Origin of the sequence: Variovorax sp. R-27, assembly GCF_049913215.1 — a bacterium.
Classification (GTDB): Bacteria; Pseudomonadota; Gammaproteobacteria; order Burkholderiales; family Burkholderiaceae_C; genus Variovorax.
This window is the reverse complement of sequence record NZ_CP183984.1, coordinates 2,739,274-2,766,211: the sequence shown is the minus strand read 5'-3', so window position 1 is coordinate 2,766,211 and position 26,938 is coordinate 2,739,274. Positions and strand designations below refer to the sequence as shown.

26 protein-coding genes are annotated in these 26,938 nt (G+C 67.4%); 13 read left to right on the top strand and 13 right to left on the bottom strand.

Annotation, left to right across the window (positions count from 1 at the left end):
- The first annotated feature begins 7 nt into the window (after positions 1–7).
- A complete protein-coding gene (locus ACN9MV_RS12810; RefSeq protein WP_426392548.1) occupies positions 8–784 on the top strand; it encodes an NAD(P)H-dependent oxidoreductase in 777 nt (258 codons plus the stop codon).
- On the opposite strand, the gene ACN9MV_RS12805 is transcribed toward ACN9MV_RS12810, so the two are convergent.
- The 4 genes from ACN9MV_RS12805 to ACN9MV_RS12790 form a co-directional block, all read right to left on the bottom strand.
- Entirely contained in the window at positions 781–2,865 is a 2,085-nt protein-coding gene (locus ACN9MV_RS12805) for an alpha/beta hydrolase domain-containing protein (protein WP_426392546.1), read from the bottom strand. The two genes, ACN9MV_RS12810 and ACN9MV_RS12805, sit on opposite strands and share 4 nt — an antisense overlap.
- Positions 2,866–2,929: 64 nt before the next feature.
- Positions 2,930–3,895, bottom strand: coding sequence for a Bug family tripartite tricarboxylate transporter substrate binding protein (locus ACN9MV_RS12800; RefSeq protein WP_354338365.1), 966 nt, complete (start codon positions 3,893–3,895; stop codon positions 2,930–2,932).
- Positions 3,896–3,943: 48 nt separating this feature from the next.
- Positions 3,944–4,309, bottom strand: coding sequence for an AtuA-related protein (locus ACN9MV_RS12795; protein WP_426392544.1), 366 nt, complete (start codon positions 4,307–4,309; stop codon positions 3,944–3,946).
- On the bottom strand, positions 4,306–5,697 hold the full coding sequence (locus ACN9MV_RS12790) for an acyclic terpene utilization AtuA family protein (RefSeq protein WP_426392542.1): 1,392 nt from the start codon (positions 5,695–5,697) through the stop codon (positions 4,306–4,308). The genes ACN9MV_RS12795 and ACN9MV_RS12790 overlap by 4 nt, the downstream gene beginning before the upstream one ends.
- An 88-nt stretch (positions 5,698–5,785) precedes the next feature.
- Here ACN9MV_RS12790 and ACN9MV_RS12785 point away from each other — a divergent pair, with 88 nt between their 5' ends.
- The 4 genes from ACN9MV_RS12785 to ACN9MV_RS12770 all read left to right on the top strand — a co-directional run bounded on the left by ACN9MV_RS12785 (position 5,786) and on the right by ACN9MV_RS12770 (position 9,895).
- Positions 5,786–6,703, top strand: a complete 918-nt coding sequence (locus ACN9MV_RS12785; protein WP_426392540.1) for a LysR family transcriptional regulator — start codon at positions 5,786–5,788, stop codon at positions 6,701–6,703.
- Between the two features lie 141 nt (positions 6,704–6,844).
- On the top strand, positions 6,845–7,822 hold the full coding sequence (locus tag ACN9MV_RS12780; protein WP_426392538.1) for a Bug family tripartite tricarboxylate transporter substrate binding protein: 978 nt from the start codon (positions 6,845–6,847) through the stop codon (positions 7,820–7,822).
- Between the two features lie 17 nt (positions 7,823–7,839).
- Entirely contained in the window at positions 7,840–8,715 is an 876-nt protein-coding gene (locus ACN9MV_RS12775) for an amidohydrolase family protein (protein ID WP_426392537.1), read from the top strand.
- A 124-nt stretch (positions 8,716–8,839) separates the two neighbouring features.
- Positions 8,840–9,895 (top strand): porin, encoded by a 1,056-nt coding sequence (locus ACN9MV_RS12770; protein ID WP_426392535.1) that lies wholly within the window; start codon positions 8,840–8,842, stop codon positions 9,893–9,895.
- On the opposite strand, the gene ACN9MV_RS12765 is transcribed toward ACN9MV_RS12770, so the two are convergent.
- Positions 9,883–10,818, bottom strand: coding sequence for a LysR substrate-binding domain-containing protein (locus tag ACN9MV_RS12765; RefSeq protein WP_093052508.1), 936 nt, complete (start codon positions 10,816–10,818; stop codon positions 9,883–9,885). The genes ACN9MV_RS12770 and ACN9MV_RS12765 overlap by 13 nt on opposite strands.
- Before the next feature lie 116 nt (positions 10,819–10,934).
- Between ACN9MV_RS12765 and ACN9MV_RS12760 the strand changes: the two genes are divergently transcribed.
- The gene (locus ACN9MV_RS12760) at positions 10,935–12,083 is read left to right on the top strand and encodes an aromatic ring-hydroxylating oxygenase subunit alpha (protein ID WP_426392532.1); all 1,149 of its coding nucleotides are present in this window, start codon (positions 10,935–10,937) and stop codon (positions 12,081–12,083) included.
- A gap of 4 nt (positions 12,084–12,087) precedes the next feature.
- Here ACN9MV_RS12760 and ACN9MV_RS12755 read toward each other — a convergent pair whose 3' ends face one another.
- The 3 genes from ACN9MV_RS12755 to ACN9MV_RS12745 are packed head-to-tail and all read right to left on the bottom strand — an operon-like array spanning position 12,088 to position 14,208.
- A complete protein-coding gene (locus tag ACN9MV_RS12755; protein ID WP_426392530.1) occupies positions 12,088–12,744 on the bottom strand; it encodes an FABP family protein in 657 nt (218 codons plus the stop codon).
- Between the two features lie 53 nt (positions 12,745–12,797).
- On the bottom strand, positions 12,798–13,766 hold the full coding sequence (locus ACN9MV_RS12750) for a Bug family tripartite tricarboxylate transporter substrate binding protein (protein WP_426392528.1): 969 nt from the start codon (positions 13,764–13,766) through the stop codon (positions 12,798–12,800).
- A gap of 40 nt (positions 13,767–13,806) precedes the next feature.
- Complete coding sequence (locus ACN9MV_RS12745; RefSeq protein ID WP_093080363.1) at positions 13,807–14,208, bottom strand: winged helix-turn-helix transcriptional regulator; 402 nt, start codon at positions 14,206–14,208, stop codon at positions 13,807–13,809.
- A 91-nt stretch (positions 14,209–14,299) separates the two neighbouring features.
- On the opposite strand from ACN9MV_RS12745, the gene ACN9MV_RS12740 reads away from it, so the two are divergent.
- Both ACN9MV_RS12740 and ACN9MV_RS12735 read left to right on the top strand, forming a co-directional pair.
- Positions 14,300–14,617 (top strand): DMT family transporter, encoded by a 318-nt coding sequence (locus ACN9MV_RS12740; protein WP_426392526.1) that lies wholly within the window; start codon positions 14,300–14,302, stop codon positions 14,615–14,617.
- 242 nt (positions 14,618–14,859) lie between these two features.
- A complete protein-coding gene (locus tag ACN9MV_RS12735; protein ID WP_093052527.1) occupies positions 14,860–15,249 on the top strand; it encodes a DUF427 domain-containing protein in 390 nt (129 codons plus the stop codon).
- 83 nt (positions 15,250–15,332) lie between these two features.
- On the opposite strand, the gene ACN9MV_RS12730 is transcribed toward ACN9MV_RS12735, so the two are convergent.
- Together ACN9MV_RS12730 and ACN9MV_RS12725 are read right to left on the bottom strand one after the other, a co-directional pair.
- The gene (locus ACN9MV_RS12730; RefSeq protein WP_426392524.1) at positions 15,333–15,713 is read right to left on the bottom strand and encodes a helicase SNF2; all 381 of its coding nucleotides are present in this window, start codon (positions 15,711–15,713) and stop codon (positions 15,333–15,335) included.
- A gap of 225 nt (positions 15,714–15,938) precedes the next feature.
- Positions 15,939–16,412 carry a cupredoxin domain-containing protein gene (locus ACN9MV_RS12725; protein WP_426392522.1) on the bottom strand — a complete coding sequence of 158 codons (474 nt, stop codon included), beginning with the start codon at positions 16,410–16,412 and terminating at the stop codon, positions 15,939–15,941.
- A 159-nt stretch (positions 16,413–16,571) separates the two neighbouring features.
- On the opposite strand from ACN9MV_RS12725, the gene ACN9MV_RS12720 reads away from it, so the two are divergent.
- Together ACN9MV_RS12720 and ACN9MV_RS12715 are read left to right on the top strand one after the other, a co-directional pair.
- Positions 16,572–17,450 carry a hypothetical protein gene (locus tag ACN9MV_RS12720; RefSeq protein WP_426392520.1) on the top strand — a complete coding sequence of 293 codons (879 nt, stop codon included), beginning with the start codon at positions 16,572–16,574 and terminating at the stop codon, positions 17,448–17,450.
- A 65-nt stretch (positions 17,451–17,515) separates the two neighbouring features.
- The gene (locus ACN9MV_RS12715) at positions 17,516–17,875 is read left to right on the top strand and encodes a DUF2845 domain-containing protein (RefSeq protein ID WP_354338346.1); all 360 of its coding nucleotides are present in this window, start codon (positions 17,516–17,518) and stop codon (positions 17,873–17,875) included.
- A gap of 1 nt (position 17,876) precedes the next feature.
- On the opposite strand, the gene ACN9MV_RS12710 is transcribed toward ACN9MV_RS12715, so the two are convergent.
- Positions 17,877–18,407 (bottom strand): cupin domain-containing protein, encoded by a 531-nt coding sequence (locus tag ACN9MV_RS12710; protein ID WP_371258863.1) that lies wholly within the window; start codon positions 18,405–18,407, stop codon positions 17,877–17,879.
- The gene (locus tag ACN9MV_RS12705) at positions 18,404–19,147 is read right to left on the bottom strand and encodes an NAD-dependent epimerase/dehydratase family protein (protein ID WP_097199446.1); all 744 of its coding nucleotides are present in this window, start codon (positions 19,145–19,147) and stop codon (positions 18,404–18,406) included. The genes ACN9MV_RS12710 and ACN9MV_RS12705 overlap by 4 nt, the downstream gene beginning before the upstream one ends.
- Positions 19,148–19,239: 92 nt before the next feature.
- On the opposite strand from ACN9MV_RS12705, the gene ACN9MV_RS12700 reads away from it, so the two are divergent.
- Positions 19,240–20,658, top strand: coding sequence for a PLP-dependent aminotransferase family protein (locus ACN9MV_RS12700; RefSeq protein ID WP_426392517.1), 1,419 nt, complete (start codon positions 19,240–19,242; stop codon positions 20,656–20,658).
- Positions 20,659–20,665: 7 nt separating this feature from the next.
- Here ACN9MV_RS12700 and ACN9MV_RS12695 read toward each other — a convergent pair whose 3' ends face one another.
- A complete protein-coding gene (locus ACN9MV_RS12695; RefSeq protein WP_426392515.1) occupies positions 20,666–21,757 on the bottom strand; it encodes a hypothetical protein in 1,092 nt (363 codons plus the stop codon).
- A gap of 128 nt (positions 21,758–21,885) precedes the next feature.
- On the opposite strand from ACN9MV_RS12695, the gene ACN9MV_RS12690 reads away from it, so the two are divergent.
- Positions 21,886–25,068, top strand: a complete 3,183-nt coding sequence (locus tag ACN9MV_RS12690) for a hypothetical protein (RefSeq protein ID WP_426392513.1) — start codon at positions 21,886–21,888, stop codon at positions 25,066–25,068.
- The gene (locus ACN9MV_RS12685) at positions 25,065–26,750 is read left to right on the top strand and encodes a hypothetical protein (RefSeq protein WP_093176531.1); all 1,686 of its coding nucleotides are present in this window, start codon (positions 25,065–25,067) and stop codon (positions 26,748–26,750) included. The genes ACN9MV_RS12690 and ACN9MV_RS12685 overlap by 4 nt, the downstream gene beginning before the upstream one ends.
- The last annotated feature ends 188 nt before the right edge of the window (positions 26,751–26,938 follow it).

The window sequence follows — 26,938 nt, the reverse complement described above, 5'->3', positions numbered from 1 at the left end:
TGAAACCGTGAACATCCTTCTGGTACTTGCCCACCCCGAAGCCGCCTCGCTCAATGGCGCGCTCCATCGCTTCATGCTCGAACGCCTGGCGGCTGCGGGCCATTCAGTGCAGGTGTCCGACCTGTACGCCATGCGCTGGAAGCCCGCGCTCGACGCCGACGACTTCCCCGCGCGCAACACCAACGCGCGCTTCGACCCCTCCCTCGAATCGCTCCATGCCTTCGCGGCCGGCACGCAACCCGCCGACATCGCCTCCGAGCAGCAAAAACTGCTGTGGGCCGACGCGGTCGTCCTGCAATTTCCGCTGTGGTGGTACTCGATGCCCGCCATCCTCAAGGGGTGGGTCGAGCGTATCTACGCCTATGGCTTTGCCTATGGCCTCGGCGAGCATTCAGACACGCACTGGGGCGACCGCTTCGGCGAAGGCGTGATGGCCGGCAAGCGCGCGATGCTGGTGGTGACGACCGGCGGCTGGGCATCGCACTACGCGCCGCGCGGCATCAACGGGCCGATGGACGACCTGCTGTTTCCCATCCACCACGGCATCCTCTACTACCCCGGATTCGACGTGCTGCCGCCGTACGTGGTGCATCGCACGCACAAGGTCGACGAGGCTGCCTACGCTCGCATCACCGAGGAACTGGGCCAGAGGCTCGACACGCTGTTCACCACAGACCCAATCCCGTTCCGCCGGCAGAACGCCGGCGACTACGAGATTCCTGCGCTCACCCTGCGCGAACACATCGCGCCGGGCGAGACGGGCTTTGGGGTGCACTCGGCTTAAGGAAGCACCGGGTTGGCAATCGCGCTGGCAATCGCTGCGTCGGCATCCACACGCAGCATGAAGCGCTTCGCCACCAGGTCGTTGGCGGCCGTGGTCACTGCCGCGATGTAGCCCGCCTGATCCACATAGCGCTCCTGCAGCGACGGGCGCGGATCACTTCCGCGCAGCGCCGCCGTCTTGGCAAACGCAAAGTACGACCCGAACAGGCCGGCCTGGTCGATCCTGCCCGGCTGGTTGGTGTAGTTCCAACCGGTGTTTGTGCCCAGCGGCACGGCGACGTCCAGGCTGCGGATGCCCGCGATGTCGTTGCCGTCCGCATCCACCTGCGGCACCAGGATCGCGTAGTCGCGGCCCAGGTAGGCCGGCGGCACCTGCGTGGCGATGCCGCTCTCGTCCTGCGGCCTGTAGTTGGGGCCCCAGTCCAGCAGCGAATAGGTGTTGACCAGCCCCGTGTAGCTCACGCCCGGAATCGCCGGGAACTTGACCTGCTGCGGCCGCACCAGCGTGGTGTCTGCCAGCTTCGGCACCTGGCTGTCGGGCGGTGTCGTGCCCTTGACGACCCAGTCTTCCAGGTTCTGGTACAGCGCGCGCACGACCGGAATCACGCCGGCATTGCCGTTGGTCGCATACAGCGCCCCTGCGCTTGCACCCGGCAGCGACGGGAGGCCCAGCAGATGGTGCGTGCTCGCGTAGTAGTAGATGCGCGCGTTGCCGGGCTGCACGAGGTCGGTCGTACCCCAGGCATCGGTCAGCAGCGGCGAGCCCTGCAGGGTCCAGAACTCGGTGCCGCTGAAGCCGATGAAGAGCTTGGGACAGGTGCCGCTCGCCTCGCAGCGCGACAGGATGCCGCCGCGCCGCTGCGCCACGTCGTCCACGTAGTCCTTCGAAAGGCCGCGCGTGCCGGCCTGGCCGAAGGCCGTGTGGTCGGCGCGCACGCCACCGCCGCCGCCAGGAATGGAGAAGCGCATGTTGATGTTGGTCTGCCGCGCCGCGATCTGCGCGAACACGCCGTCGAACACCTTCTGGCCCGCACGGTCCTCGTTGAAGCCCAAGTGCACGAAGGTCTTCATGAAGTTGCCGCACTGCGAGACGCCCGAGGCAATGGTGTTCTTGATGGCAGCAGCCACCGGGTTGGCCGTGCCCGCCGCATCGCTCGCGTCGCGGTGGAAGAAGGTGATCATGTCGCGCAGCGCCGCGAGGCCCAGGCCCATGACCTTCGGGTCTTTTGCGATGTAGACCAGTTCATACAGGTAGGCCGGGTCCCATTTGTCCTTGAGGCAGACGTTCGTCTCGTCGGGCGTACCGGGGAACGGCGTGGCGGCGCTGCACTTCGCAAACTTCCACTCGCTCGCGGGAATGAGCTGGCGCGCGTCGCCTTCATTGATGCGGCGAGTGAGCACATAGCCGGGCTTCGTGTTGTCGAGGCTCGCGATGGCATAGGCCTGCATCGCCGCGTTGAACGGGCCGCCTGGCAAGGGCAGCGAATCGTTGTTCGCTGCGGTAGGCAGCAACTCGGCGCGGTAGGTGCCGGTGATGCTGCTGCCATCGGCGTTCTTCGCGACCGGCACCTTCAGCGTGAGCTTGCCGGGCCCGGCCGGCACGTCGCCCTGCCAGGCGGCCGTCAGGAACACGTAGCCGCGCGAGGCGAAGTACGGATCGAGGCTCACGATGTTGCCGCGGTTCGGCGCGTCGTAGCGCAGCACGCCGCCGGCCTTCGTCATGTCCTTCGGCTTGAAGAGCACGAAGTCCGACGTGTACTCGACCTTGCCGTTGGCGTTGAGCGGCGCGAGCGACAGGTCCTGGATGATGGCGTTGCGAGCGTCCTTCGGATCGACCTCGCCGATGAAGGTGCCGGTGATCTTCTCGTAGGCGCCCACGCTGCCGAAGGTGCCGGGCACGTCTTCGGTCGCGGTGATGGCGAGCTTGTACTTGGGCGCGGCGGCAGTCACGGGCGGTGTGGTGGGTGTCGTGGTGGTGGGCGGTGGCAGCAGCACGCCACCTCCTCCGCCGCTTCCACCGCATGCGCTCAGAAAAAGGGCGGCCGAAGCCACCGTGGCAGCCCAAAGGCTCCAGCGTTTCATGGTTTGTCTCCTTCGTTGTGTGTCTTGTCGTGTTGCGGCGCCGGTCCCCGCTACGGCGCGCGGGCTACTCGGCCTCGATGCCGGCCGACTTCACGATGCGGCCCCACTTCTGGGACTCGTTGGCCTGGAACTTCGCAAGCTCTTCGGGCGAGGTCGTGAACACCTCGGTGCCGGTCGGCTCGTAGAACGCGGTCTTCGCAGCCTCGCTCTTCGCGGCTTTCACCAGCAGTTCGTTGAGCCGCTTGACCACTGCGGGTGGCGTCTTCGCGGGCGCATAGGCCGCGAACCAGTAGCCCATCTCGTAGCCCTTCACGCCGGCCTCGGAGATGGTGGGCACGTCGGGCGCGAGCGGCGAGCGTGCCGAGCTGGAGATGCCCAGCGCGCGCAGCTTGCCGGCCTTGACCTGCGGCAGGCCGGTGGCCGTGTCGGTGATCATCATGTTGATCTGGCTGCCCAGCAGGTCGGTCACAGCGAGCGTGTTGCTCTTGTAGGGCACGTGCAGCAGCTTGATGTCGGCCATCTGCTGCAGCAGCTCGCCCGCCATGCGGCTGGACGAACTGCCGCTGCCGAAGCTGTACTTGCCCGGATCCTTCTTCGCGAGCGCGATGAACTCGGCCACGTTCTTCGCAGGGAACGAGGGATTCACCACCATGATCTGCCCGCCCTTGCCGAGCGCCGCGATGGGCGCGAAGTCTTTCACCGGGTCGTAGGGCAGCTTCTTGAACAGGTGCTCGTTGGCCGCGTGCGTGGTGTTCGTGGTGATGAGCACCGTGTAGCCGTCGGCGGGCGCCTTGGCCACGTTCTGCGAGGCGATGAAGCCGCTGGCGCCGGCCTTGTTGTCGATGATGACGGCCTGCTTCGTCTCCGCCGCGATCTGGTTGCCGAGCGCGCGTGCGATCTGGTCGGTGGCGGTGCCGGCCGCGAAGGGCACGACGAAGGTGATGGCCTTCTCGGGGAAAGCCTGCGCATGGCTCAGCAGTGGCATCAGGGCCAGTGCGGCGGTCAGCACGGTGAGGGGAAATCGTTTCATTGTTTTGTCTCCGGATGGAATGGCTAGGGGAAAAGAAAAGAGCTGCGGCTATGGTCCGGCCAGCAAGTGCACAAGCGCACGAGGCACGCGAACAGGCATGTCGAGCAGCAGGAAGGACAACGCCTTGCCATGTGCGTCGAGGTTCAGCGCGTCGTTGACGCCGCCGTCCAGCACCGCGTCGAGCACGAAGTTCATCGCGTGCAGCTTCGGCAACACGAAACGCTGCACCTGCGACGGCGCACGGTGGTGGAATTGCGCAGCGACGCGCTCGGGCGTGAGCTGCTCGACCAGCAAGGGATAGAGCTCGGCGTGCCAGGCGATGACGCTGATGTTGGAGCGATCGCCCTTGTCGCCGGTGCGGCCGTGCGCGGTGCGGTACAGCGGCACTTCGACGGTGTCGGTAGTGGTGTTCATGCCAGGGCCTCTTCGCCGAGCAGTTCGAAGCGCACCGGCACCGCCTCGCGCGACAGCAGGCACGACAGCGTGTTGAGCCGCGGCGTGAGCGCGGTGCGCACGCCGCCGCCGCCTGCCGGGCCGCAGGTGTAGAGCGCCATGACCTCGCGCGCCAGTCGCTCGGCCTGCGCGCGATCGGCATGCGTGGCCGCGACGCGCAGGCGCACGTCGCGCAGGCCGGCGTCGGGTGTATCCGCCAGCGCACGGCCCGCGTCGTCGCCCAGGATGCTCAGCGCGCCGATCAGGTCCACGCGCAACGCGAGTCCGGCCAGGCGCTTGCGCAGCACGTCCGCCGCGAGCCGCGCACGGGCCTCGGCGCGCGGCCCCGCATAGGAGATTTCGCCCTCGGCCAGCCAGCCGCCTTCATGGCAGACGTTGACCTTGTAGCGGCCCGGCCGCGCATGGCCGCGCACGCCGGAGAGCGCAACGCGATCCACGCCGGGCAGCGCGTGCACTTCGGCGTCGGCAATATCGGCGACCACGTCGGGCGTCAGGTAGGCCGCAGGGTCGTGCACTTCGTAGAGCAGTTGCTCCTTCACCGTGGCTTCGCTCACGAGGCCGCCGGTGCCGTCGGCCTTGCCGATGGTGCAGCGGCCGTCGGCGTCTATCTCTGCGATGGGGAAGCCCACCGCTTCCAGCCCCGGCACGTTCTTGTAGCCAGGGTCGGCGAAGTAGCCGCCGCACACCTGCGCACCGCATTCGAGCAGATGCCCCGCCATGGTCGCGCGGCCCAGCCGGTCCCAGTCGTCGGCGCGCCAGCCGAAGTGCGACATGGCCGGGCCAACGGTGAGCGACGGGTCGGCCACGCGGCCGCACACCACGATCTGCGCGCCCGCGTCGAGCGCGGCGGCAATCGGCTCGGCGCCGATGTATGCATTGGCGCTGACCATGCGCAGCCCTTCCATCTGCGCGCCGAGCGCTTCGTTCAGCAGCGCGCGGTGTTCGGGCCCCGACAGGTCGTCGCCCTCCACCACCGCGATGCGCGGCGCGCTCGCACCCAGTTCGCGCGCCATGCGGGCAATGTGCCGGGCCGCGGCGCGCGGGTTGGCGGCGCCGAAGTTGCTCACGATGCGGATGCCATGCGCCAGGCAACGCGCGAGCACGGGCCGCAGCATGTCGTCGAGTAGCGGCTCGTAGCCCGCTTCAGGGTTGTCGCGGCGGCGCAGTTGGGCCAGCGCGAGCGTGCGCTCGGCCAGCGTCTCGAAGATCAGGAAGGCGCGCTGCCCCTTGGGGCCGCTGGCCAGCCGAGCGATCAGCGTGTCGACCACCGGCCCGGCGGCGTCGGTGCGGTCGCCCGAGAAGCCGGCGGCGCAACCTATCAGTAGCGTGGGCGGATCAATGGAGTTCATTGCCGTGCACTGTAGGCAGCGGCTGGTCATCCGTAAAATCGAAAATACGGATCGATTGATCCGCTTTTCAAATAACAAGAGAGACATGATGAGAAAGACGCCCGACCTCTCCACGCGGCAGCTGCGCGCCTTTCTCGCACTGGCAGAGCACCGCAACTTCACGCGCGCGGCGCAGAGCAGCCATCTCTCGCAGCCCGCGTTCAGCGCGCTGATCCGCACGCTCGAAGACGCAATCGGCACCCGCCTTTTCGACCGCGACACTCGCAGCGTGCAGCTCACGCCCGAGGGCCGGCTGTTCGAGGGCTCCGCGCGCCGGCTGCTCGACGACATGGGCAGCGCCATGGGCGACCTCGCCGATCATGTGGAGCGCCGCAAGGGCCGCGTGCGCGTGGCCGCCCTGCCCTCACTCGCGGCCGGCTGGCTGCCCACGGTGTTCGCAGAATTCATGCAAGCCTGGCCGGGCATCCGCATCGACCTGGACGATGCGTTGTCCGACGCCTGCATCGCGCTGGTGCGCAACGGCCAGGCCGACTTCGCGCTCGCCGCCTCGGGCGCCGGAGGCACGGCAGACAGCGACCTGCGTGCGCGCAAGCTCTGCACCGACCGCTTCCACCTCGTGTGCCGCGCCGATCACCCGCTGGCGCGCGAGCCGAGCCTCACGGTGAAGAAGATCGCGCCCCACCCCTTCATCCAGATGGCGCGCAACAGCAGCGTGCGGCAGGCGCTCGACGCGGCGCTGCATCCGCAAAGGCTGAATGCGGTGTTCGAGGTGGAGCACCTGGCCACCGTGATGGGGCTGGTCGAGGCCGGGCTGGGCATCAGCGTGGTGCCTGCGCTCACGCTGTTCCACTTCCAGCGCGAGACGCTGGTAACGCGGCCGCTGCCCCTGCCTTCCCTCACGCGCACGCTCTACATGGTGCAGCGGCGCGAAGGCAGCCTGTCGGTGGCGGCGCAGACGCTGCACGACCTGATCGTCGCGCGGCTGGGGTCGCTGCGGCTGGATTGACGCTGAGTGCCACGCGAGCGCCCAGCCATGCCGAAAAACTATATCTCCCAGTGCGAACGCGATCTTGCCGGGGGCTGACCCACGGGCAATAGTTCGGGTCGGCGGCGCGCAAGGCCGCACACAAGTTCAACAAGGAGACACATGAGACATTCCCGTCGCGGCTTCGTCGGCCTGATGCTGACCCTGGCCGCCGATTTGCGCGCATCGCCCGCGCTGGCCGCCCCCATGTCTTCGCGTCCGATCCGCCTGGTCGTGCCCTTCGGTGCCGGCGGCGTGGCGGACCTGGTCGCGCGCAGCGTGGCCCAGAAGATGTCCGAATCGATGGGCCAGAGCATCGTGGTCGACAACAAGCCCGGCGCGGGTGGCGTGGTGGCTTCCGACACGGTAGCCAAGGCGCCGCCGGACGGCCACACGCTGCTGCTGATGTCCAACGGCAATGCCGTGAGCGTGGGCCTGTTCAAGTCGCTGCCCTACGACACGACGAAAGATTTCGCGCCGATCTCCACGCTCGGCTACTTCGACATGGCGGTGCTCACGGCGAGCAACAGCAAGTTCAAGACATTCACCGACCTGGTGGCTCACGCCAAGGCCCATCCAGGCCAGCTCAACATCGGCACCATCAACGTCGGCAGTACGCAGAACCTGGCTGGCGAGCTGCTGAAGAGTTCACTCGGCATCGATGCGCAGGTCGTGCCCTTCAACGGCACGCCGGCCGTGGTCACGGCGCTGCGTGGCGGGCAGGTCGACGTGGCGGTGGAAATCCTCTCGCCCGTTCTCTCGCAGATCGAAGGCAAGGCCATGCGCGCGCTGGCGGTCATGGGCGACAAGCGCTCGCCCAGCCTGCCGGACGTGCCGACCGTTGCGGAAAGCGGGACGCCAGGCTTCCAGGTCGCATCGTGGAACGCGCTGGCCGCGCCCGCCAAGACACCGCCCGACGTGATCGCCCGCCTGAACCAGGAGGCCCGTGCGGCGCTGGCTTCGCCCGAAGTCAAGAAGCGCCTGCAGAGCCTCGGCGTGGAGCCGCGCGGCAGCACACCGCAGGAACAGGCGCGGCTGCTCGACAGCGAGATCCAGCGTTGGTCGGCCGTGATCCAGCGCGCCGGCATTCCCAAGCAGTAAGCAGTGAGCCCGCCTTGATGAAAACCATCGCCCCGCCCCATCCAAACCCGAGCCGCCCCACGTTCCGCCTGCCCGCTGGCGCCTGCGACGCGCACTGCCATGTGTTCGGCCCCGGTGACGTGTTTCCGTATTCGGACAACCGCCGCTACACGCCGCCCGATGCGCCCGCCGCAAAGCTGCGCGCCCTGCATGAACTGCTGGGCATCGAACGCGTGGTGCTGGTGCAGGCCAGCGTGCATGGCCATGACAACCGCGCCATGCTCGACGCCATTGCGCAATCGCCCGACACCTATCGCGGCGTGGCCATGGTGGGTACGGGCATCACCGATGCCGAGCTCGCCGCGCTGCACAAGGCCGGCGTGCGCTCGGTGCGCTTCAACTTCGTGCAGCACCTGGGCGGCGCGCCCGACCTGCCCACGGTGCTGCGCATGGCCGAGCGCATCCGGCCGCTGGGCTGGCACCTGGTGCTGCATCTGGACGCAGATGACCTTGTCACCTACCGCGCATTCCTCGACACGCTGCCGGTGCCCTTCGTCATCGACCACATGGGCCGCACGATGGTCGAGCACGGCCTCGACCAGAAGGCCTGCGAGATGATGCTGGAGCTGATGCGCGACGAGCGCGCGTGGGTCAAGGTGAGCGGCGCCGAGCGCATCTCGCAGACCCTCTCGACCCAGGGCCAGCCCTATGCGGATGCCGTGCCCTTCGCGCGCCGGCTGATAGAGGCCGCGCCTGATCGCGTGCTGTGGGGCACCGACTGGCCGCACCCCAACGTGCGCGAAATGCCCGACGACGGCAAGCTGGTCGATCTGCTGCCGCTGTTCAGCGACGACCCGGCGCAGCTTCGCAAGCTGCTGGTCGACAACCCGACCCGCCTGTACTGGTACGACTGAGCGCCGCCGCCGCGCTTCGTACACACCACTGACACCGCCCCTCACGCCACGGCACAACCGTGGCGTGCGGACGCGCGCGCCTGCGCCCTTGCAGGCTACGAATCACAACGAGGAGACAGACGACATGAGAAGACTTTCCCGCCTTCAGGCACTTTCGCTGCGCGCCCTGCCGGTGCTGGCTCTGTGCACCACCACGCATTCCCCGTGGGCACAGACTGCCGCAGCCCCTGGGGCCAGCGTGCAGATCTACGGCCTGCTCGATGCCTTCGTCGGATCGATGCAGCGCAGCGACGAGCCCGGCCGCACCAAGGTACTCGGCAGCGGCGGCATGACGACGGCTTACTGGGGCGTACGAGGCAGCGAGAGCCTCGGCGATGGGCTGCAGGCGCAGTTCGCACTGGAAAGCTTCTTCCAGACCGACTCCGGCACCTTCGGGCGCAACAGCACCGACCCGTACTTCTCGCGGAACGCGTGGGTGGGCCTGGCCGGCGGCTTCGGCCAGCTGTCGCTCGGCCGGCAGACCAATCCGATGTTCGTGGCCAGCGGTGCCTTCAATCCGTTCGGCGTGTCGCTGCAGTTCTCGCCCGTCATGCTCCACACATGGCAGCCCACGTACAACCGCGCCGTGCTCGGCGACAGCGTGTGGAGCAATGCCATCCAGTACACCTCGCCTACCTTCGCCGGGCTGCGCGCCAGCCTGCTCTACGGCATGGGCGAAGTGCAGGACCGCGAAGGCATCCGCAACCTGAACCTGACCCTCAACTACGCGGCCGGGCCCTTTGCCGCCGTGGTGTCTGTGCAGCAGGCCAAAACGGGCCCCGGCTTCACCACGACCATCGGCCGGCAGGATGCCGCGCTGATCGGCGCCTCCTACGACTTCAAGGCCGTGCAGTTGTACGGCCAGCTGCAGCGCACCCGCACGCCCGACATTCGTACCACCGCCAATACCGCGCAGCTGGGCGCGGCGGTTCCGGTGGGTGCAGGGCGTTTCCTCGCCTCGGTGGCGCGCACCGAGCGCAAGGTGACGGGCGCCGCCGAAACACACCGCACCACCTGGACGGCCGGCTACGACCACTTTCTGTCAAAGCGCACCGACCTGTACGCGGTCTACATGCAAGACCGGCTGACCGGTTTTCGAAACAGCGGCAGCGTGGGTGTGGGCGTGCGTCACCGCTTCTGAGCTGCATCGGCCACTGCATTGGCACCGAGGTGCTGCTGCACGAGCTCGCGCAGCAGTTCCCCCATGGCCCGCTGCGTGCGCGTGACTGGCCGCTGCGAACTGGTTGCCAGCGCCAGCCGGCTGCGCAGGCCGGGCTTGACGATGGGCCGGATCGCATAGCGCTGCGATCGTCCCGCGAGGGTGACGGCATTGCGCGACAGCACAGCGTGGCCGGCGCCATCGGCCACCAGCGCGAGGATGGCCGGGACGCCGTCGATCTCCAGCGCGATCTGCGGCCGCCGGCCAATAGCAGCAAGCTCCGCCTCGACCAGCATGCGGATCGCGTTGGGCCGGGTCGGGATCACCAGTTGCTGCTCGGCCAGCTGATGCAAGGCCAGTGGCGCACCGCGCCGCGCCGGCCCAGTGCCCTTGGTCGCGCTGACCAGGAACAGGTCTTCCTCCAGCACCGTCTCGCTGTCCACGTCGGGCGAAGGCTGCGGGTTGTAGAGCAGCGCAATGTCGAGCCGGCCGGTGAGCAGCGATTCCTGCATTGCCGTCGATAGGTTCTCGGTGATCGACAGCGCCGCATCGGGCAGCCGCTCACGCACGGCCCGCACCAGCGGCACCGTCAGCACACCGGCCACGCTGGGCGGCAGGCCGACGGCGACCCGACCGGCCAGCGCATCCCGCATGAGGCTCATGTCTTCCCTTGCCCGCTCGACCTGGTGGAGGATGCCGCGGCCATGCTCCAGCAGGCGCTTGCCGGCATCCGTGGTCACCACGCCGCGGCCGTTGCGCACCAGCAGGTTCTGCCGCAGCTCCACTTCCAGCTGGCGCACCTGGCGGCTCAATGCGGGCTGCGCGATGTCGATGACGTCCGACGCGCGGGTGAAGCTGCCGAGTTCGGCCACGCGGATGAAGTACTCCAGCTGTTTCAGGTCCATGCCCTGAGGCTATCGACATAACCGGTTATGAGCTATGCGTGTTTGTTCTATCCGGGCAGAGAAACACAACCAGTTGAAGCAAGCCACCGCACGACTCGCTCGCCACAATCGCGCGCATGCAGCATGAAGAACAGATCGCACTGATCCGGCGCGCGCTCGCGCTGATCGAGACTGGCGGCAGCGAACGCGGTGAGCCGGGCGTCAGTCCGGTGACGCGCTATCTCGATCCTGAACGCCATGAGCGGGAGATCGAGCGCATCTTCAGGCGCTATCCGCTGGCGCTGTGCCCTTCGGCGTCTCTCCCGAATGCCGGCGATTCGTTCGCCATCGACGTGGCCGGCATGCCGCTGGTGTTCGTGCGCGGGCAAGAAGGGGAACTCAAAGGCTTCGTCAATGCCTGCCGCCACCGCGGCGCGCGGTTGAAGCCGCCCGGCGCATCGAATCAACGCGCCCTGATCTGCGCGTACCACAGCTGGACCTACGGGCTCGATGGCACGCTGCGCGGGCGCCCGTCGGCGGAAGACTTTCCGCATGCGCCAGCCTCGGAATGCAGTTTGGCGCGCGTGCCCGTCGCGGAGGCATTGGGCTTCGTCTGGGCCATCCCCCGTGTAGTGGCGAACGGCGAGAGCGCCAGGATCGACATCGACAACTGGCTGGGCCGCTTCGGCGCCGACCTGCGCTCATGGGGCTACGACAGCTGGGTGCCGTTTCACCAGCACGCCTTCGACAACGCGGCCAACTGGAAGATCCCTTTCGAGGCGAACCTGGAGACATATCACTTCCAGTACGCGCACCGCAACAGCATCGCCGCGCTGTTCTACGACAACCTGCTGATGGCCGACCACGACCGACAGCACCAGCGCCTGTTCCTGCCCAAGCGCAGCATCGAAAGCCTGCGCGGCACGCCCACGCAGGCATGGCAGGTGGGGCCGCACTCGAACATCATTTACTACTTCTTCCCGGCGACTTTCATCCTGCACGAGGGCGACCACGCCAACGCGTTCACCGTGCTGCCTGAATCGCCGGGCCGCTCGCGCGTGATCGCGAGCACGCTCGTTCCCGAGCTGCCGAAGACCGAGAAGTCGATGAACTACTGGCGCAAGAACGTCGAATCGTTCTGGGATGCGCTCAACGAAGACTTCGCGCTCGGCGTTTCTGCGCAATCGACGCTCGCGAGCGGTGCGCAAGCGTCGCTGTACTTCGGCGCGACCGAGTGGTGCTCGGCCAAGTTCCACGCGGACGTGGAAGCGGCACTCGCGAAGTAGCGCCTCAGGCTGCGGCGTTCGCCGCCATCGCAGCCTGTGCAGTCGGGTTCGGCGTGGGCTCGCCGATCTTGCGCAGCGTGTTGCGGTCGGTGTGGCTGAAGGGCTCGGGCTTTCCGAGCACGCTGAGCACCGTTTCAAGCTCGTACGACCAGCTGCCGTCGTCGTGGATGGTCACTTCGATGCTGTAGCGCAGCGTCTTGAACGCATGCTCCAGGAACGGGTTGGCCACGATGCCGTTGGTCTCGCCGCCGCGCACAGCTTCGAGCCTGAAGCTGCGGTCGTCGGCCTTCGCGTGCCCTGTGGCCATGGCGGTGAGCCCGCGCGGGATCGACAGCGTCTGGATCAGCGCGCCCGTGGCGGGCTCCCACAGCCAGTAGCCGACCTGGTCATGAAAGGTTTCCACGTCGTCGGGCTTGACGATGCGCAGGTGGTAGCGCAGCCCGTAGAAGATCTGCGGCCCGTTGGTCTGCGCGTCGATGGGCTGGAACTCCGCATGCTCGATGTAGGCCTCGGCCTCGGGGCCGTCTTCCTTCGGGCTCACGTCGTGGCCGGCCTTGCCGATCCACAGGCCCGCCAGGCCCGTGAGCGGGCCCAGGTTGGCGAGCGTGTGCGGATCGGGCTCGGGTTCCGTGTAGATATCGCGGGGAAACTGCTGTTCCATGTTCTTTCTCTTCCTGGAGTCTTCTGGCGTGGGTTGTCGGGAGTGTGGGAGTGTTATTGGTCGAGGCGGATGCCGACCTTGGCAATGATCGCACCCCATTTGCGGCCTTCGCTGTCGATGAAGGCCTTGAACTCTTCCGTCGAGCCGCCACCCGCCACCAGCCCCTGGTTGGCCAGCAGTTCGCGCACCGCCGGCTCCTGCAGCACGGCGTTGACGTCGGCATTGATGCGGCGCACCACCTCGGGCGGCGTGCCGCTGGCGGTGAACAAGCCGTTCCAGGCCAGCGACTCGAAACCCGGGTAGCCCGACTCGGCCACGGTGGGCAGGTCTTTCATGAGTTCAGAGCGCCTAGCGCTGGTCACGGCAATGAGCTTCACGCGCTGACCCTGGATCAGCGGCAGCAGCGCGGGCGCCACCGTGAACAGCGCCTGCGTGTCGCCGGCCGCCAGAGACAGCCCCGCAGGCGGCGAGCCCGAGTACGGCACGTGCACCGCCTCGATATGCGCCGCGCTGCGAAACAGCTCCATCGTGAGATGCGACGAACTGCCCGCGCCCACCGACGCATAACTGAACTTGTTGCCACGCTTCTTCGCCCATTCGACGAACTCGGGCAGCGTGTTCGCGGGGTTGCCCGCCTGCACCGCCAGCACGTTGGGCTGCGAGGTCGTGAGCACGATGGGCACAAGGTCGCGCGCGGGCGCATAGGGCATGCGTGCGTACATGTAGGGGCCGAAGGCAATCGGGCCGTTGAAGCCGATGCCGAGCGTGTAGCCGTCGTGCGGTGCTTTGGCCACCGTGTCCATGCCGATCAGGCCGCCCGCGCCTGCCTTGGTTTCGACCACCACGGGCTGCTTCCACATCACGCGCAGGCGGTCGGCCAGGGTACGCGCGATCAGGTCGAGCGAGCTGCCGGCCGGTGCGGGCACGATCACGCGCACGGGCTTGGCGGGCCAGTCCTGGGCCCAGGCGCCGGCGGCCAATAGGCCAGCGAGCAACAGCGTGGCGAGTTTGTTCTTCTTCACTTCGGTCCTTCGATGGATCGCTCGAGGTCGGGCGAAGGTATCACTGACGGTGCCGCGCCGCGTCGATCTGTGCATGGTTCGCCTCGGCCCAGCGGTCTACGGCGATCAGCGTCTTGCTCAATGACAGGCCGAGCGGGCTGAGCCTGTACTCGACGTGCGGCGGCACCGTCTGGTGGTCTTCGCGCAGCACCAGCCCGTTGAGCTCGAGGTCGCGCAGGGTCTGTGTGAGCATCTTCTGCGAAATACCACCGACCTTGCGCAGCAACTCGTTGTTGCGCTGCGGCTTGCCGCGCAACAACGGAATGACCAGCAGCGCCCACTTGTTGGCAATGAGCTCCAGCACGCGGCGCGAGGGGCAGTCGGCGTTCCACACATCGGCGGGTGCTGCCTCGGCTTCTTCCACAGGCTCGGACTTCTTCGATGGCGTCTTTGAATTTCCCATGGTTACCAAAAGGTGCGTACTTGTTGATCGGTGCCCGGCCCGGAATTATCCGGCTCAGCTCTACCCGCAACAGCATCGAAGGAGTTTTTTCATGGGTTGGATATTTCTACTGGCGGCAGGTCTCGTCGAGATCGCGATGGCCGCTGCACTCAAGCGATCGGAAGACTGGACACGGCTCGTGCCGTCGGTCGTGGGCGTGTCGACCGCGCTGCTCAGCATCTACCTGCTGGCCAGGGCGCTGCGCTACCTGCCGCTGGGCCCGGCCTACGCAATCTGGACCGGCATCGGCTCGGTGGGCGTGGTGCTGATGGGCGTTTTGTTCTTCGGCGAGGCCCTTTCCGCACCGCGAATGGCATGCATCGCGCTGGTAATCGGCGGTACCGTGGGCCTTCGATTCATCGAAGGCTGATGCGTGAAGCACACACATTCGTGACCACACGCAACCTGCGCACCGAAGATATGGAACTTCAGTATTCCTTACATGCTGAATCACAATCCGAAAGGCTCCCAGAGCCATTCAAATGAATTCGCTGTCTTTAACCATGTCGCGAATGGGCCGATTTTCTGGCTACTTCAAATCGCCACGGCATCGCGGCAAGATGCGCATCCGCCGATTCTTGCGTCACCCCGATTGCCCGAAGGAGCTTTCTCATGTTCGCTACCGCAGAACGCACCATCAAGACCCCCGGCCCCGACCATCCGATCACCATTGCACCCAACCCGCTTCGCGTGGTGGTGTCGGTCGATGGCTGCGTCGTCGCCGATACGCGCGAAGCGCTGACGCTGCGCGAGGCGCACTTCGGAACCGTGCACTACATACCCCGCAAGGACGTGAAGATGTCGCTGCTCGAGCGCACGTCTCATGCAACCTACTGCCCGTACAAGGGCGAGTGCAACTACTACAGCATTCCGGCCGGCGGCGAGCGCTCGGTGAATGCGGTGTGGACCTACGAGTCGCCGTACGAGCATGTCTCGCAGATCAAGGACTACGTGGCGTTCTATCCGGACCGCGTGGGGCCGATCGAAGAGCGCGTCTACTAGCTCGCCCCCTGGACAAACAAACAAAAAGCCGGGCCCCGCTTTCGCAGGGCCCGGCTTTTATTTATGCGCGTTGCCGTTGTCGATTACAGCGGCAGAGCGTCACCACGAGCAGCAGCGCGGGCTGCGGCACGCACGGTGGAGCGATCGACACCGCTTGCCAGCACCGGAGCGACACGCGAGGTCACGCCTTCGGCATACGGGTTCTCGCTGTGGGCGGCAGCCACCGCTTCAGCACGGACTGCAGCGCGGCTGGTCGTCGAGGCGATCAGTTGCACGGGGCCCGAGTTGGCGCCGTCGGCGTAGGGGTTGCCGCTGCGTGCGGCCACCACGGCCTGGCTGGCGACGTCGGCGCGGCTGGTGGCCGAGGTCAGTTGATGCACACCGTCATAGCTTTCGGCATGAGCGGCACCGGCAGCAGCCAGCAGTGCGATGGAGATGGCGGAGAGGAGCTTCGAGGCGGTCATTTGGATTTCCTTCAATTCAGTTCTTTGCATACGGGATGGTTTCGAACCGGTCTTGGGTGGGTCACCGTCCCTTCGGGGGGCGGCCACCTCGCTCGGGGCCTGTTCATCCAGATTCGCTTGTGGGCTGGTCTGTGAGATGAATTGTGAGCCGATGAGTAGGTAAAAACCCGCAGCAAAAGGAACCGCGGCGTTCATGCGGCGGAAACAATCGCGCCGCGCCCATGCCTATTTGCCCTCGGCACTGGCCACGTTCACCACACCCTTCATCCCTGCGTCGTAGTGCCCCGCCTGCAGGCATCCGAAGTCGACCTTGCCCGCCTTGGTGAACTGCCAGACGACCTCGCCGGTCTTGCCTGGCGCGAGCGTCACCATGTTCGGCTCGGCGTGTTCCATCTCGGGGTTCTTCATCATGGAAGCGTAGTGCGCCTTCAGGTCCTGCTGGGTGCCAAGTACCAACTCGTGCTTCAGCTTGCCGGAGTTTCTGACCACGAAGCGCACGGTCTCGCCTTGCTTGACGCTGATGTCGGCTGGCGTGAAGCGCATGCCATCGGTCATGTCGACCTGGACCGTGCGAGTCGCCTTGGCGGCCACGCCGGGTTTGCCGATAGCGTTGTCGTGCGTGCCCGATGCGGCGGCGCCTGTGACAGATGCGGCGAGCAACGTGGCGAAAGCGGTGGTGGTGAGGAATGCGCGTTTCATGAATGGTGTTCCTTGGGATGATGAATGGCGAGTGATGAGAACTGCACGCGCTGGATTCTGGAAAGCCCATCCGGCCATCGCCTGACGCGCGGATTACAAGAAAGCAATCTGCGCCCACGCCCGTAAGATGGCGCCCGCCCCTTGCCCGGAGCGAAGAAGATGTCCCACCCCGTCTACCTGTCCAGCTCGACCCTGCCCCGCATGCCCGAAGGCAGCCGCAACGAATGGCGCGGCTTCTTCGGCCGCGGCGGGGAGCTCGAGGCCAATGCCTTCTTCCCGCTGTTCTGGCGGGCGCTCTTCAGCGAGAGCGACATCCGCCACGCGCGCTTCATCGACGCATACGACATCGATGATGAAGACAGCGCTATCGAGCGCGAGGAATGCCGGGAAGAGTTCGGCGCCGACGCCGCCTACCCGTACCTCATCACCGACAAAACCTCCGCGCTGCAGCGGCTCGCATCGCGGCGCGAAGCCGTGATCGCGGCCATCGGCGAGCGCTACCGCCCTCTCTACGAAGGCTTCGAAGCCTGGACCGCACGCGGCTTCGAGAGTCACATCCTGCTGCGGACCCAGGGGCTGCCTGATGCCGCCGATGCAGAGCCGTGGCTGCGCGCCGAGCTGGCCTCCATCGACCGCTTGAACGACAAGAAGGTGCTCGATGGCCTCATGCTGGATCTCTCGCGCCGTGATGCGGACGCGGTCTGGCAACTTGCGGGCATCGGCGCATCGCCGGACGACGCATGGCCCACACCGGCGCTGAGAACTCTCTTCCCCGATCCAAGGCAACGGAAGCCGCGAAAGCCGCAAACCCAGCAGCAGATCGAGAAACACGAACGCGCATTGGCCGCGCAACGCAGCAGCAAGCCCAGGAGCTGGATCGACCCGGTGCTCGAATGGCTGGCCGTGGCGCTCGCCGCGGGCGCCACGCTGGGCACCTATGCGTTCACGCGGTCGGTCTGGCTCGCGTTGCTGGTTTTTCTCTGCGCGGCTCTGGCGCTGGGCTTCGGGGTCGCCAAGCTGCGCGGCCCGCGGTCGTGATGACGGCAAGAGAAACTATCGGGGCCCACCGCAGTCCCAAGCTGTTCAAGGAGCCCATCGACACCATGCGCAAATTCGCCGCGAGCACCCTCTTCCTTTCTCTTTTCGCTCTCGCGCACACCGGCAGCGCATCGGCCCAATCGCTGAGTTGCAACGGCTCGCTCTCGGGCGTCGGCGACTCCAAGTTCTCTGTGGTGCAGAAGTGCGGCGAGCCGATGTCGAAGGAGTTCGTCTGTGTGCCCCGCCCGCAGGTGGCGTGGGTGCTGTCGCCCTACCCCGGTGGCCCCGCGCAGCAAGTGATAACGCAGCAGTGCGTTCCGATGGAAGACTGGGTCTACCACCGCGGCCAGGGCAACTTCCTGGGCATCGTTCGCTTCTACAACGGCGCGGTGGAGTCGGTTCGCGACGGAGACCGGGTGCGGTAGCTCAGGGTGGCAGCAGCAGCGGCCCGCAGTTCTCTTCCGCCACGAACACCGCCACCAGCTTGGCGGGCTTCACCGGATCGGGGTTCTCCGCGAACAGATGCAGCGTGCGCGGCGGCTCGAAGAAGGTCTCGCCGGGCCTGTAGTCGCCTACCGGACCGCCGGCCAACTGCGAGCGCACCGTGCCTTCGAGAATGATGGCGGTCACCGAGCCCGGATGCCTGTGAGCCGGCGAGTAGGCCATCGGCGGAAAGTCGACGAGGACGGTGGTGACTGACTTGCCCGGCACGTTGGGCAGCGCCTCGCAGGAGATCACCTTGGTCGAGGTCTGCGGCCGTGCCGCGGCGGCTGAGCCTTCGGGGGCCGGCGCCGATGCGAACATCGGTCGGCTCACGGCGCTGCAGATGTCGTCGATGAACTGCACGGTCGATTGCCTGCTCGCGTGCGGCAGCAATGCCCAACCCATGGCTGCAACAGTCAGCGCCGCAAGCCCGGCGCGCGCACGGTGGCGCAGGAAGAGAGGCATCGCGTTCATGGCATGGCTCCTTGAGACAGCCGCGCATCGGCACGCCAGCCCAGCGTGCGCTTTGCCTTCTCGGTGCTGACCTCGGCGCCGTCTTCGGCGATGTTGAAGATGCCGCCGGTCGAACGCTGCAATGCCAGCAACGCAGCCCGCGCCGCGGCCGCGACGTGCAACGGGCTCGGGCCTTTGGGTGTATCGGTCGAAGTGTTCGGACCGTAGAGCTGCCCATAGCGCAGCACAGTGGCGGTCATGCCCTGCGCAGCCATCACGCATTTCTCCAGCGCAACCACGCCGTCGACGCTGATGCGGCGCACACCTTCCGCCTCCGTATCGAGCGGCTGCTCTTCCGTAAATGGCTTGGGGCCGGGTGCATAGGCCCAGGCGATGCTCTGCGCCACCAGCCGCTTCACACCCGAAGCCTGCGCGGCGGCCACGAGGTTGCGTGTGCCCTCGGTGCGCACACGCGCATTGAGCACCGCAGCCGTGGCCATGCGGCCCGGATCCAGGTCTTTGGGCAGGTCGGTGAGCTGATGGATCACTCCCCACGGCGCGATGCGCACCAGCGCGGCCCGCAACTCCGCAGCGTCGAACACGTCGACGACGACCGGATGCACGCCCTGCGCCTCCAGCACGCCCGCACGGTCAGCGCGACGCGTGCTGCCATGCACGGTATAGCCCGCTTCGATAAGCAACGGAACCAGCGCGGCGCCGACCGCTCCGGTGGCGCCTGCCAAAAATACCTTCTCGCTCATTGCGTTTCTTCCTTCCAGGCTATTCGGAAGGTCAATCATGGATTTACGATGCCCCATCAAAAAGAGCCAAGAATCTTGAAAATGACCAGGCCATGACACCGAAGCTCGACCGCGCGAAAGAAACGCCGCTGTTCCGCCAGATCTACGAGCGCTACCGAAGCGCCATCGAACAAGGCACGCTGCGCCCCGGCGACCGCGTGGCATCGGCGCGCAGCCTGGCCGGTGAGCTCGGCGTGGCTCGCGGCACCGTCGAGACGGCCTACAACCAGCTGATGGGCGAAGGCTATTTTTCTTCGCGCGGGCAGGCGGGCACCGTGGTCTCGCCGTCGCTGCCGCTGCATCGGGCAGCACGGCGGGAGCCCCGGCGCACGGATGCACGGGCGTCCGGCGATGCGCTCAAGCAGCCGAGCGAACCACCGCCCATGCAGCTGGGCATTCCGGCGCTCGACGCGTTCCCGCGCAAGCTGTGGTCGCGCCTCACGGCCCGCCGTGCGCGGGCTACGAACGCGGCCGACATGTTCTACGGCGACCCTTGCGGCTACCCGCCGCTGCGCGAAGCCATCGCGGCCTATCTACTGGTGTCGCGCGGCGTGTCGTGCCACGCCTCGCAGGTGCTGGTGACGGGCGGCTACCGCGCATCGCTCGCGCTCGTCGCGCGCACGCTGCTGAAGAAAGACGACCGCGTGTGGATCGAAGACCCGGGCTTTCCGCCGACGCAGGAAGTGCTACGCGCCGCCAGCCAGCGCACGGTGCCCGTGCCGGTGGACGAAGACGGCCTCGTCGTCGCGCGCGGCCTGCGCAAGGCACCGAAGGCACGCATGGCCGTCGTCACGCCCTCCCACCAGGCGCCGCTGGGCGTGTCGATGACGCTCTCTCGCCGGCTGCAGCTGCTCGAATGGGCCTCGCAGGCGAACGCGTGGATCGTCGAGGACGATTACGACGGCGAGTACCGCTACGCCGGAGCGCCGCTGCCGGCGCTCAAGAGCCTCGACGGCCACGACCGCGTGCTGTACGCGGGCAGCTTCTCGAAGGTGCTCTACCCCGGGCTGGCGCTGGGCTACCTGGTCGTTCCCGAATCGCTGCGTGCGCGCTTCGAGGAGGCCGCGCGCACATGGTCGAACGGCAGTCCGCAGATCACGCAAGCCGTGGTGGCGGATTTCATGCGCGAGGGGCACTTCTCGCGCCACCTGAAGAAGATGCGCCTGCTCTATGCACGGCGGCGCGCAATGCTCGTGGCCGGCTTGCTGAAGGCCTTCGGCGACACGGTGCGCGTCGACCTGCGCAGTGGCGGCATGCACCTGATCGCGCGATTCGACGGGCGCCGTGAAGGCGATGTGGCGCTGGCCCGCCGCGCACAGCAGGCGGGGCTGAACTGCCAGCCGCTCTCGGCACGCGGCGTTGCGGGGCCTGCCGACCAGGGCCTGCTGATGGGCTTCACCAACATCGCCACCGCCGCTGAAGCGAACCGGCTCGCGGCGAAGCTGCGCGCGGCTTTCGGTTCTTCGGGTTGACCGGCGCTCAGGCCGTTTCGTCGTCGAGGACCGCGCTTCGATCCTTGATGCGCGTGACCTGCGACAGCACTGCGTCTGCAGGCGTCATGTCCGGCCGCTGCCCCTTGTAGACGGGCTGTTCGAACTTGCCGCCTGCATAGCGGTAGAGATAGCACACCTCGACCAGCATGCCCACGGCCGGCAGCGCCTCGTTGGGCGGCACGGTCACGTTGCCCAGGTCGACCATCGCACCTGCCTCGTCGCGCAGCCCCACGGCCACCGAGCGCTGGGCGTTGACGCGGATCACCTCACAGGTCGCGCTCTGGTTGAACTTGAACTTCAGGCTGGTGCTGCTGCGGCCTGCGGAGAACGGCGCGTCGAGCGCCTTGAGCACATAGCCTTCGCCATGCGCGGCCAGCAACTCGGCGGCGCGGCGGCGCTTGCCCTCGGCGGTGAGTTCGAGTTCGAGCACGGTCATCCACGAAACAAGCTCAGCGATCTTGCGTAGATGTCCGAAGCGCTCGATGAACGGCGCGGCGCGCAGGTCTTGCCCACCAAGTTCCAGCAGGTCGAATGCCATGAAGGCATCGCCCACATGCTCGCCGGCAACCACGGTACGCCCCGCCGGCGCATCCGCAACGCCGACCCAAGCCTGCGGAATGTCGACGAACAGTCCGCGCCTGTTGGTGCCGCGCACCGCCTCGCCCTCGATCAGCAGGATGCGGTTCTCGCCATCGGCCTTTTCCTGCAGGCCCCAGCCCGGGTCGTCGAAGTAGCGCGCGGCCTGCTCTTCGAGGATCAGCGTCGGCAGTTGCGGCAGCTCGCCGCTCATGCGGCCGGCCAGGTCGGTCGAGGTGTAGAGCGCGCCGGACTGGTCGGGCGTGTAGCCTTTCGACGTCTTTTCCTTGACGACCTTGTCGTAGATCTTCAGCGCCGCCTCGTAGGCGACCGGGCTGCTGGTCTTGGTGCCGGTTGAGAGCGTGCCGCCTCGCCGGCCGTTGCCGTAGTCGACCACCCAACCGTCGTCCTTGGGGCGCAGGTGCACCTGGTAGACCTTGTCCGAGCCCTGGCCCGTGAAGTAGAGAAAGCTCGACTGAGGGGTCTGTTCTGCATTCGGCATGGGAAAGATGTGCGGGGGTGAATCTCAGGCCGCGATGCTACACACGCGCAAATTGGCACGCATGGCCGCTAAGATGCGCAGCGAAACAAAAAGCACAAGCACCCAACCGAAGGCAGGGAGGCCTCCGCGTGAAGCGCATTCGCTCCGAGAAATTGATCCGAACGAAGCCGGGCGCGACAGGCGCCACGGGCTTCAGCACCGTGGAACTGTTCGCCCTGCCGGAAGCGCCGGGCCACGTGGTGCACGTGAGCACCAGCCGCGACGGGCTGCAGTGGAAGGAAACGGTCTACACGCCATCGCCGCTGCCACTGGAGGCCGCCAACGCCGCCTTCGAACGCGCCGTGGCAGCGCAGATCGCGCAGGGCTATGCGATCGAAGGGGCGGTCGCCGAGGCCGTCATCACCACCACTGCAACCGCCGTGCTCGCACACCCCGGCGACGCCGTGCTGCTGGCCAGCATCCGCCCCGATGCATGGCGCCTGCTGGCCCCTGTGCGCAGAAGCCGCGTGGTGTGGCGCATCGGCGAGCGCCGGCTGGCTGCAGCCGTGCCGCAACTTATCGACCACATCGAAACCGGCGAGCCGCTGCTCGACTACTGCATCGCCTGGGCCATCGGCCGCTGCGGCGACGGCGGTGCGTTCGAGGCGATGCGCGAACTCTCCCGGCGCGGCCGCACGCCCGTCGTCACCCGCGCTGCGCGCTGGGCCGCGCTGAACCTTTGGCCTGCCGAACAACGCGCGGCTGAAACGGCGCGCATCGTGGACGATTGGCCCGCGCCGCTGCGCCGCGCCTGGGCCACCATGAGCGAGCTGCCCGTTGAACAGGCCATGCCGCTGCTTCGGCAGCACCTGGCCGACCCAGCGCTCTGGAACGGTTTGAAGTACGCGGCCTGGGTCGAGCAGCTGTTCGATCTCGCGCTGCTCGAAAGCCCGGCAGCCGACGGGCTCGCGCGCACAGCCCTGATGGAAATTGCGCCAACACTGCAGCTCGCAGCCGGCAGCTTCCGCGCATGGCGCCGGCTGTACAAGGGCGCGGAGTTCGCGGGCGACTACGCCCTGCTCGGCGTGCTGCACCAGCGCCTCGAAACGCAGCGCGCGGCCTTCCGCACGGGTGGCCGCTGGGCGCAGGTCAATGGCCGCTATGTCGAGATAGCGAAGGAAATCGTGCGGCCCGACAGCCGCCTCGCCTACAGCCAGCGCACACGCGACTACCTGCGCCGCCGCACCTGGCGCAGCCTGCGCCGGCTGGCTCTGGCCGGCACGGCCGACGAGGCAAGCTGGCTGCAGCTGGCCATGGGCGTGCTGCTCGCGGCCGACGATGCCGAAGCCGGCACCGCCGGCCAGCAGCGCGAAACCCGCTGGACACCCGAGCCCCGCAGCTGGCACACCGGCCCCTACAGCCGCTGGCTGGTGCTGATGCAGCTGCTGCACCGCCATGACGCCGAATGGGAAGCCCAGCGCGGCGGGCTGCGCTGGCGCCGCAACACACCGCTGCCCGCGCAGCGCCTGAACCGCACCGAAGCCTGGCCCGAGCGCTGGGACCGCCATCCACGGGCCCTGCTGCAGTTGATGCAGCAAGGCCGCTGCGGCGCAGTGCATGCCTTTGCGGCGCGCGCGCTGCAGGACAACAAGCCCTTCTGCGAGGCGCTCGAGGCGCCCGCCGTCTGGCGCCTGCTGGGCAGTACCTGGGACGACACCGCGCGCTTCGCCCTCGCCATCGCGCGCCAGCGCATCGCGGCGGGTGCGCCGGCCCTTCCCTGGCTGCCTGCGCTGCTGAGCTCGCCATTGGCCGAGGCGCGCGCCCTTGCGCTCGAATGCATCACGCAGGACCCGGGCCTCTACAGCCAGCAGGTCGACCTTCTTCTGATGCTGCTGACCTCGGCCGATGCCGAAGTGCGCCGCGCGTCGCGCCTGCTTCTGCAGGCCGCCGCCCCGAACCCGTCAACGCTCGATGCCCTGTGCGGCAGCCTGCTCGCATGGCTTTCGGCCTGCGATGCCGGGCAACCCGAGCTCGACGCCATCTGCGAGAACCTGCAGTGGGCCCTGCAAGGCCTGCTGCGCAACCCGGCCGCCAAGGCGCCGCTGCCCGAACTGCTCGCGCTCTTCGACCATGCGAGCCCTGACGTGGTGCGCACCGCCGCCGAATGGCTGCTGCTGCACCCGTCGTCGGTCCAGGGCCTGCCGGTGGGCGTGCTCACGCGCCTGCTGCAGTCCGACGACGAGCGTTTGCGCGGCGCCGGCGTGCGGCTGTTCACGGCCCTGCCCGACCACACGCTCATCACCCAGCCAGAGCTTTTCGCCGCCTTCTGCAGCAGCCCGATGCCGGCCGTGCGCGCAGCCGTCGCGCCCCGGCTCGCGCAGCTGCTGCCCGCGCACCCTGACTTTGCGGCTGCGCTGATGCCGTTGCTGCGCGACGAACTGTTCCGCGCCGAAGCCGCCGAGGGCGTGTTCGATGCGCTGCTGCAATGGCTGTGCGGCCCGCTGGCCGAGCACACGCGCCGCGGCGAGCCCGCCGTCACGCTGCGTCTGCTCGAAGCGCGCAGCAAGGGCGCACAGCGCCTCGGCGCATGGCTGCTTCCTCAGCAAGACCCACAAGGCTTCGACGTACTGCAGACCGCCAGCCTCGGCCTCGTCGACACCGCCGCCGCACGCCGCTGGGCCATGGACCAGCTGGCCGCGAACCCTGAACGCACGCTGGCGCAGCTAGGCGATGCCCTGCGCATGTTCGACAGCCGCTGGGACGACGCGCGTGACTGGGCCCGTCAATGGTTCGGCGCGCAAAGCGGCGCGAGCCAGTGGACGCCGGCGCTGCTGGTACGCCTGTGCGATCACAAGGACGCAGGCGCCCAGCGCCTGGGCCGCGAACTGCTCACCACGCATTTCGACGTGACCGACGTCACCACCTACATGCTGCAGTTGAGCCAGCACCCATCGCCCGGCATGCAGTTGTTCGTTACCAACTGGCTGGCCTCGGCCGCGAGCCAGAAGCCCGACGTGCTCGCGCGACTGGAGCCCTACTTCCTGAGCGTGCTGTCGCAGGCCAACCGGGGCCGGTTGGCCAAGGCACGAGTCATGCAGTTCCTGGCCGCGCAGGCGATGCATTCGGAAGACATCGCACGCATCGTCGCGCGCGTGTTCGCACGGCAGGCTGTCACTGGCGCCATCACCGAGCGCGCCCAGTACGTGGCCGGCCTGCGCAGCATCCAGGCTGCCTTCCCCGAGCTGGACAACCCCTTGCAGACCGCATCGGTGCGCAGCGTCGCGCCGCGCCGCGCACCGCCCGCAGCCTCCACAGGAGGGCCCGCCGCATGAGATTCCAGTACCGCTACTTCGGCCACTCGGGCGCACAACACACCGCGAACAGCACGGCGCTGCAGTTCGCGCCCGACACGCTGCGCGCGCCGGTGCACTTCGTTGCCGACATCAACCGGCACCTGCCGTTTCGCGAAGGTATGTCGGCGCTGCACGACGTGGTGGTGGGCGACCTGCGATTCAAGCCGCGCGACAAGAGCGCGTACCTCGAATGGCTGGCCGGGCAAGAGAATGAATTGCTCGCGCAGTTCATGGCGCGCAGCGACCAGCTGAAAGCGCAGATGGCGCCCATCAGCAACGAGCTGGCCGAGCTGCGCAAGAGCAAGCGGGCCGTGCTGCAGCCCTTCATGAACGCGCAGCAGCGCTACTTCGACCACATCTACAAGGTCAACCGCGAAGCCTGGTTCGTGCTCGACCCGGTGATCACGGTGCACCCCGACCGCGTGTTCTTCGAGTGCTTCAGCCAGGACGAGTCGAGCTACGGCATGTTCTCGTGCAGCCACGACATCTTCGACCGCGTGAGCGACCATGCCTTCGGCACCACCAACGTCGACTACTCCGAATCACTGTACGACGAGTTCCAGAAGATCCGCGACTACAAGACCACCCGCCTGGCCATCGACCCCGGCGGCTTCCAGGTGCAGAGCGACAACGACCCGGCCTTCCACGAGCCGAAGATCGACGTGCCCGACAGCTGGGTGCGCGGCTTCCTGCAGGTGAGCAGCGCGATGCTGCTGCCCGCGCAGCGGCTGCAGCTGCACCCGATGGACGTGCACAACATCTGCCTCGTGCTGCGCCGGCGCAAGGAGCGCGTGGGCCCGCGCTCGCTGCGCTTCATCCTGCGGCCGGGGCAGCCGGTGCGCATCCTGTTCGAGCCCTGGGGCCACGAGCTGGTGTGCCCGCGCTCCACGCACAGTGCCACCTCCGACATCGACATCCGCGTGTGGGGCCGGCGCCGCCTGCTGCAGCTCGAACGCCTCGTGCCGGTGGCGCAGGGCTTCACGGTGCACCTGCTGGGCACGGGCATGCCGAGCTTCTGGGTAGCGCAACTGCCCGATATGGAATTCACGCTCGGCCTCTCGGGCTGGACCGCCAACGACTGGTCGCGCAACGGCCACTTCGAGCTGCTGCAGCCGCGCCACACGGTCGACCAGGACAGCCAACTGCGCGTATTCGCGGCGCTGGGCGAACGCTGGCGCGCCACTACGGCCGAGCTGGCAGCGGCCACCGGCCTGTCGACCCTCACGGTCGATGCAGCCCTCGGCGGCTATGTGCAGGCCGGGCGCGTGGTGTACGACCTTGCGCACGGCGTGTGGCGGCTGCGCGAGCTGAGCCGCGAGCCGCTGCCCATGGACAAGCTGCGCTACGCCAGCCCCGAGGAAGAAGCCGCGGCCGAACTGGTGCAGGCGCGCCGCATCGCCAACGTGAAGACGCTGGCTCGCCCCGACGGCGGCCTCACGCTGAGCGGCAAGTGCAAGGGCGCTTCGGGGCAGCGCGAATACCTCATGAGCCTGCAGCTCGACGCCGACCAGCGCGTGGCCTCGGGCGACTGCCAGTGCTCCCACTTCATCCGCCACCGCATGACCAAGGGCCCGTGCGAGCACATGCTCGCGCTGCGCCTGTCGGCCAATCCGGCAGCAACATCGACCGATCAGGAAAGGACCACCGCACACATCGGCTGATACACTGTTTTTTGCGAACGGAGCGGGAAGGCTCTTGCAATCCGGACGGCGTATCGCCGTCCTCGTACACAGCACTTCCCAAGCGTCACTGGACGTCTCTTCACTGTGCCGTATGGCCATGGTGACGCGATAACAGTGCGGCTTCCTCGAAGCTCATCGGCGTCGCCATGGCCATACGGCGTCGAGTG

What these genes read in the sequence shown, in the direction of transcription:
- ACN9MV_RS12685 (WP_093176531.1), top strand. Translation starts at nt 25,065, where the DNA reads ATGAGATTCCAGTACCGCTACTTCGGCCACTCGGGCGCACAACACACC.
- ACN9MV_RS12700 (WP_426392517.1), top strand. Translation starts at nt 19,240, where the DNA reads ATGACACCGAAGCTCGACCGCGCGAAAGAAACGCCGCTGTTCCGCCAG.
- ACN9MV_RS12760 (WP_426392532.1), top strand. Translation starts at nt 10,935, where the DNA reads ATGCAGCATGAAGAACAGATCGCACTGATCCGGCGCGCGCTCGCGCTG.
- ACN9MV_RS12795 (WP_426392544.1), bottom strand. Translation starts at nt 4,309, where the DNA reads ATGAACACCACTACCGACACCGTCGAAGTGCCGCTGTACCGCACCGCG.
- ACN9MV_RS12720 (WP_426392520.1), top strand. Translation starts at nt 16,572, where the DNA reads ATGTCCCACCCCGTCTACCTGTCCAGCTCGACCCTGCCCCGCATGCCC.
- ACN9MV_RS12740 (WP_426392526.1), top strand. Translation starts at nt 14,300, where the DNA reads ATGGGTTGGATATTTCTACTGGCGGCAGGTCTCGTCGAGATCGCGATG.
- ACN9MV_RS12770 (WP_426392535.1), top strand. Translation starts at nt 8,840, where the DNA reads ATGAGAAGACTTTCCCGCCTTCAGGCACTTTCGCTGCGCGCCCTGCCG.
- ACN9MV_RS12785 (WP_426392540.1), top strand. Translation starts at nt 5,786, where the DNA reads ATGAGAAAGACGCCCGACCTCTCCACGCGGCAGCTGCGCGCCTTTCTC.
- ACN9MV_RS12735 (WP_093052527.1), top strand. Translation starts at nt 14,860, where the DNA reads ATGTTCGCTACCGCAGAACGCACCATCAAGACCCCCGGCCCCGACCAT.
- ACN9MV_RS12710 (WP_371258863.1), bottom strand. Translation starts at nt 18,407, where the DNA reads ATGAACGCGATGCCTCTCTTCCTGCGCCACCGTGCGCGCGCCGGGCTT.
- ACN9MV_RS12730 (WP_426392524.1), bottom strand. Translation starts at nt 15,713, where the DNA reads ATGACCGCCTCGAAGCTCCTCTCCGCCATCTCCATCGCACTGCTGGCT.
- ACN9MV_RS12805 (WP_426392546.1), bottom strand. Translation starts at nt 2,865, where the DNA reads ATGAAACGCTGGAGCCTTTGGGCTGCCACGGTGGCTTCGGCCGCCCTT.
- ACN9MV_RS12695 (WP_426392515.1), bottom strand. Translation starts at nt 21,757, where the DNA reads ATGCCGAATGCAGAACAGACCCCTCAGTCGAGCTTTCTCTACTTCACG.
- ACN9MV_RS12775 (WP_426392537.1), top strand. Translation starts at nt 7,840, where the DNA reads ATGAAAACCATCGCCCCGCCCCATCCAAACCCGAGCCGCCCCACGTTC.
- ACN9MV_RS12765 (WP_093052508.1), bottom strand. Translation starts at nt 10,818, where the DNA reads ATGGACCTGAAACAGCTGGAGTACTTCATCCGCGTGGCCGAACTCGGC.
- ACN9MV_RS12745 (WP_093080363.1), bottom strand. Translation starts at nt 14,208, where the DNA reads ATGGGAAATTCAAAGACGCCATCGAAGAAGTCCGAGCCTGTGGAAGAA.
- ACN9MV_RS12715 (WP_354338346.1), top strand. Translation starts at nt 17,516, where the DNA reads ATGCGCAAATTCGCCGCGAGCACCCTCTTCCTTTCTCTTTTCGCTCTC.
- ACN9MV_RS12800 (WP_354338365.1), bottom strand. Translation starts at nt 3,895, where the DNA reads ATGAAACGATTTCCCCTCACCGTGCTGACCGCCGCACTGGCCCTGATG.
- ACN9MV_RS12725 (WP_426392522.1), bottom strand. Translation starts at nt 16,412, where the DNA reads ATGAAACGCGCATTCCTCACCACCACCGCTTTCGCCACGTTGCTCGCC.
- ACN9MV_RS12705 (WP_097199446.1), bottom strand. Translation starts at nt 19,147, where the DNA reads ATGAGCGAGAAGGTATTTTTGGCAGGCGCCACCGGAGCGGTCGGCGCC.
- ACN9MV_RS12755 (WP_426392530.1), bottom strand. Translation starts at nt 12,744, where the DNA reads ATGGAACAGCAGTTTCCCCGCGATATCTACACGGAACCCGAGCCCGAT.
- ACN9MV_RS12780 (WP_426392538.1), top strand. Translation starts at nt 6,845, where the DNA reads ATGAGACATTCCCGTCGCGGCTTCGTCGGCCTGATGCTGACCCTGGCC.
- ACN9MV_RS12790 (WP_426392542.1), bottom strand. Translation starts at nt 5,697, where the DNA reads ATGAACTCCATTGATCCGCCCACGCTACTGATAGGTTGCGCCGCCGGC.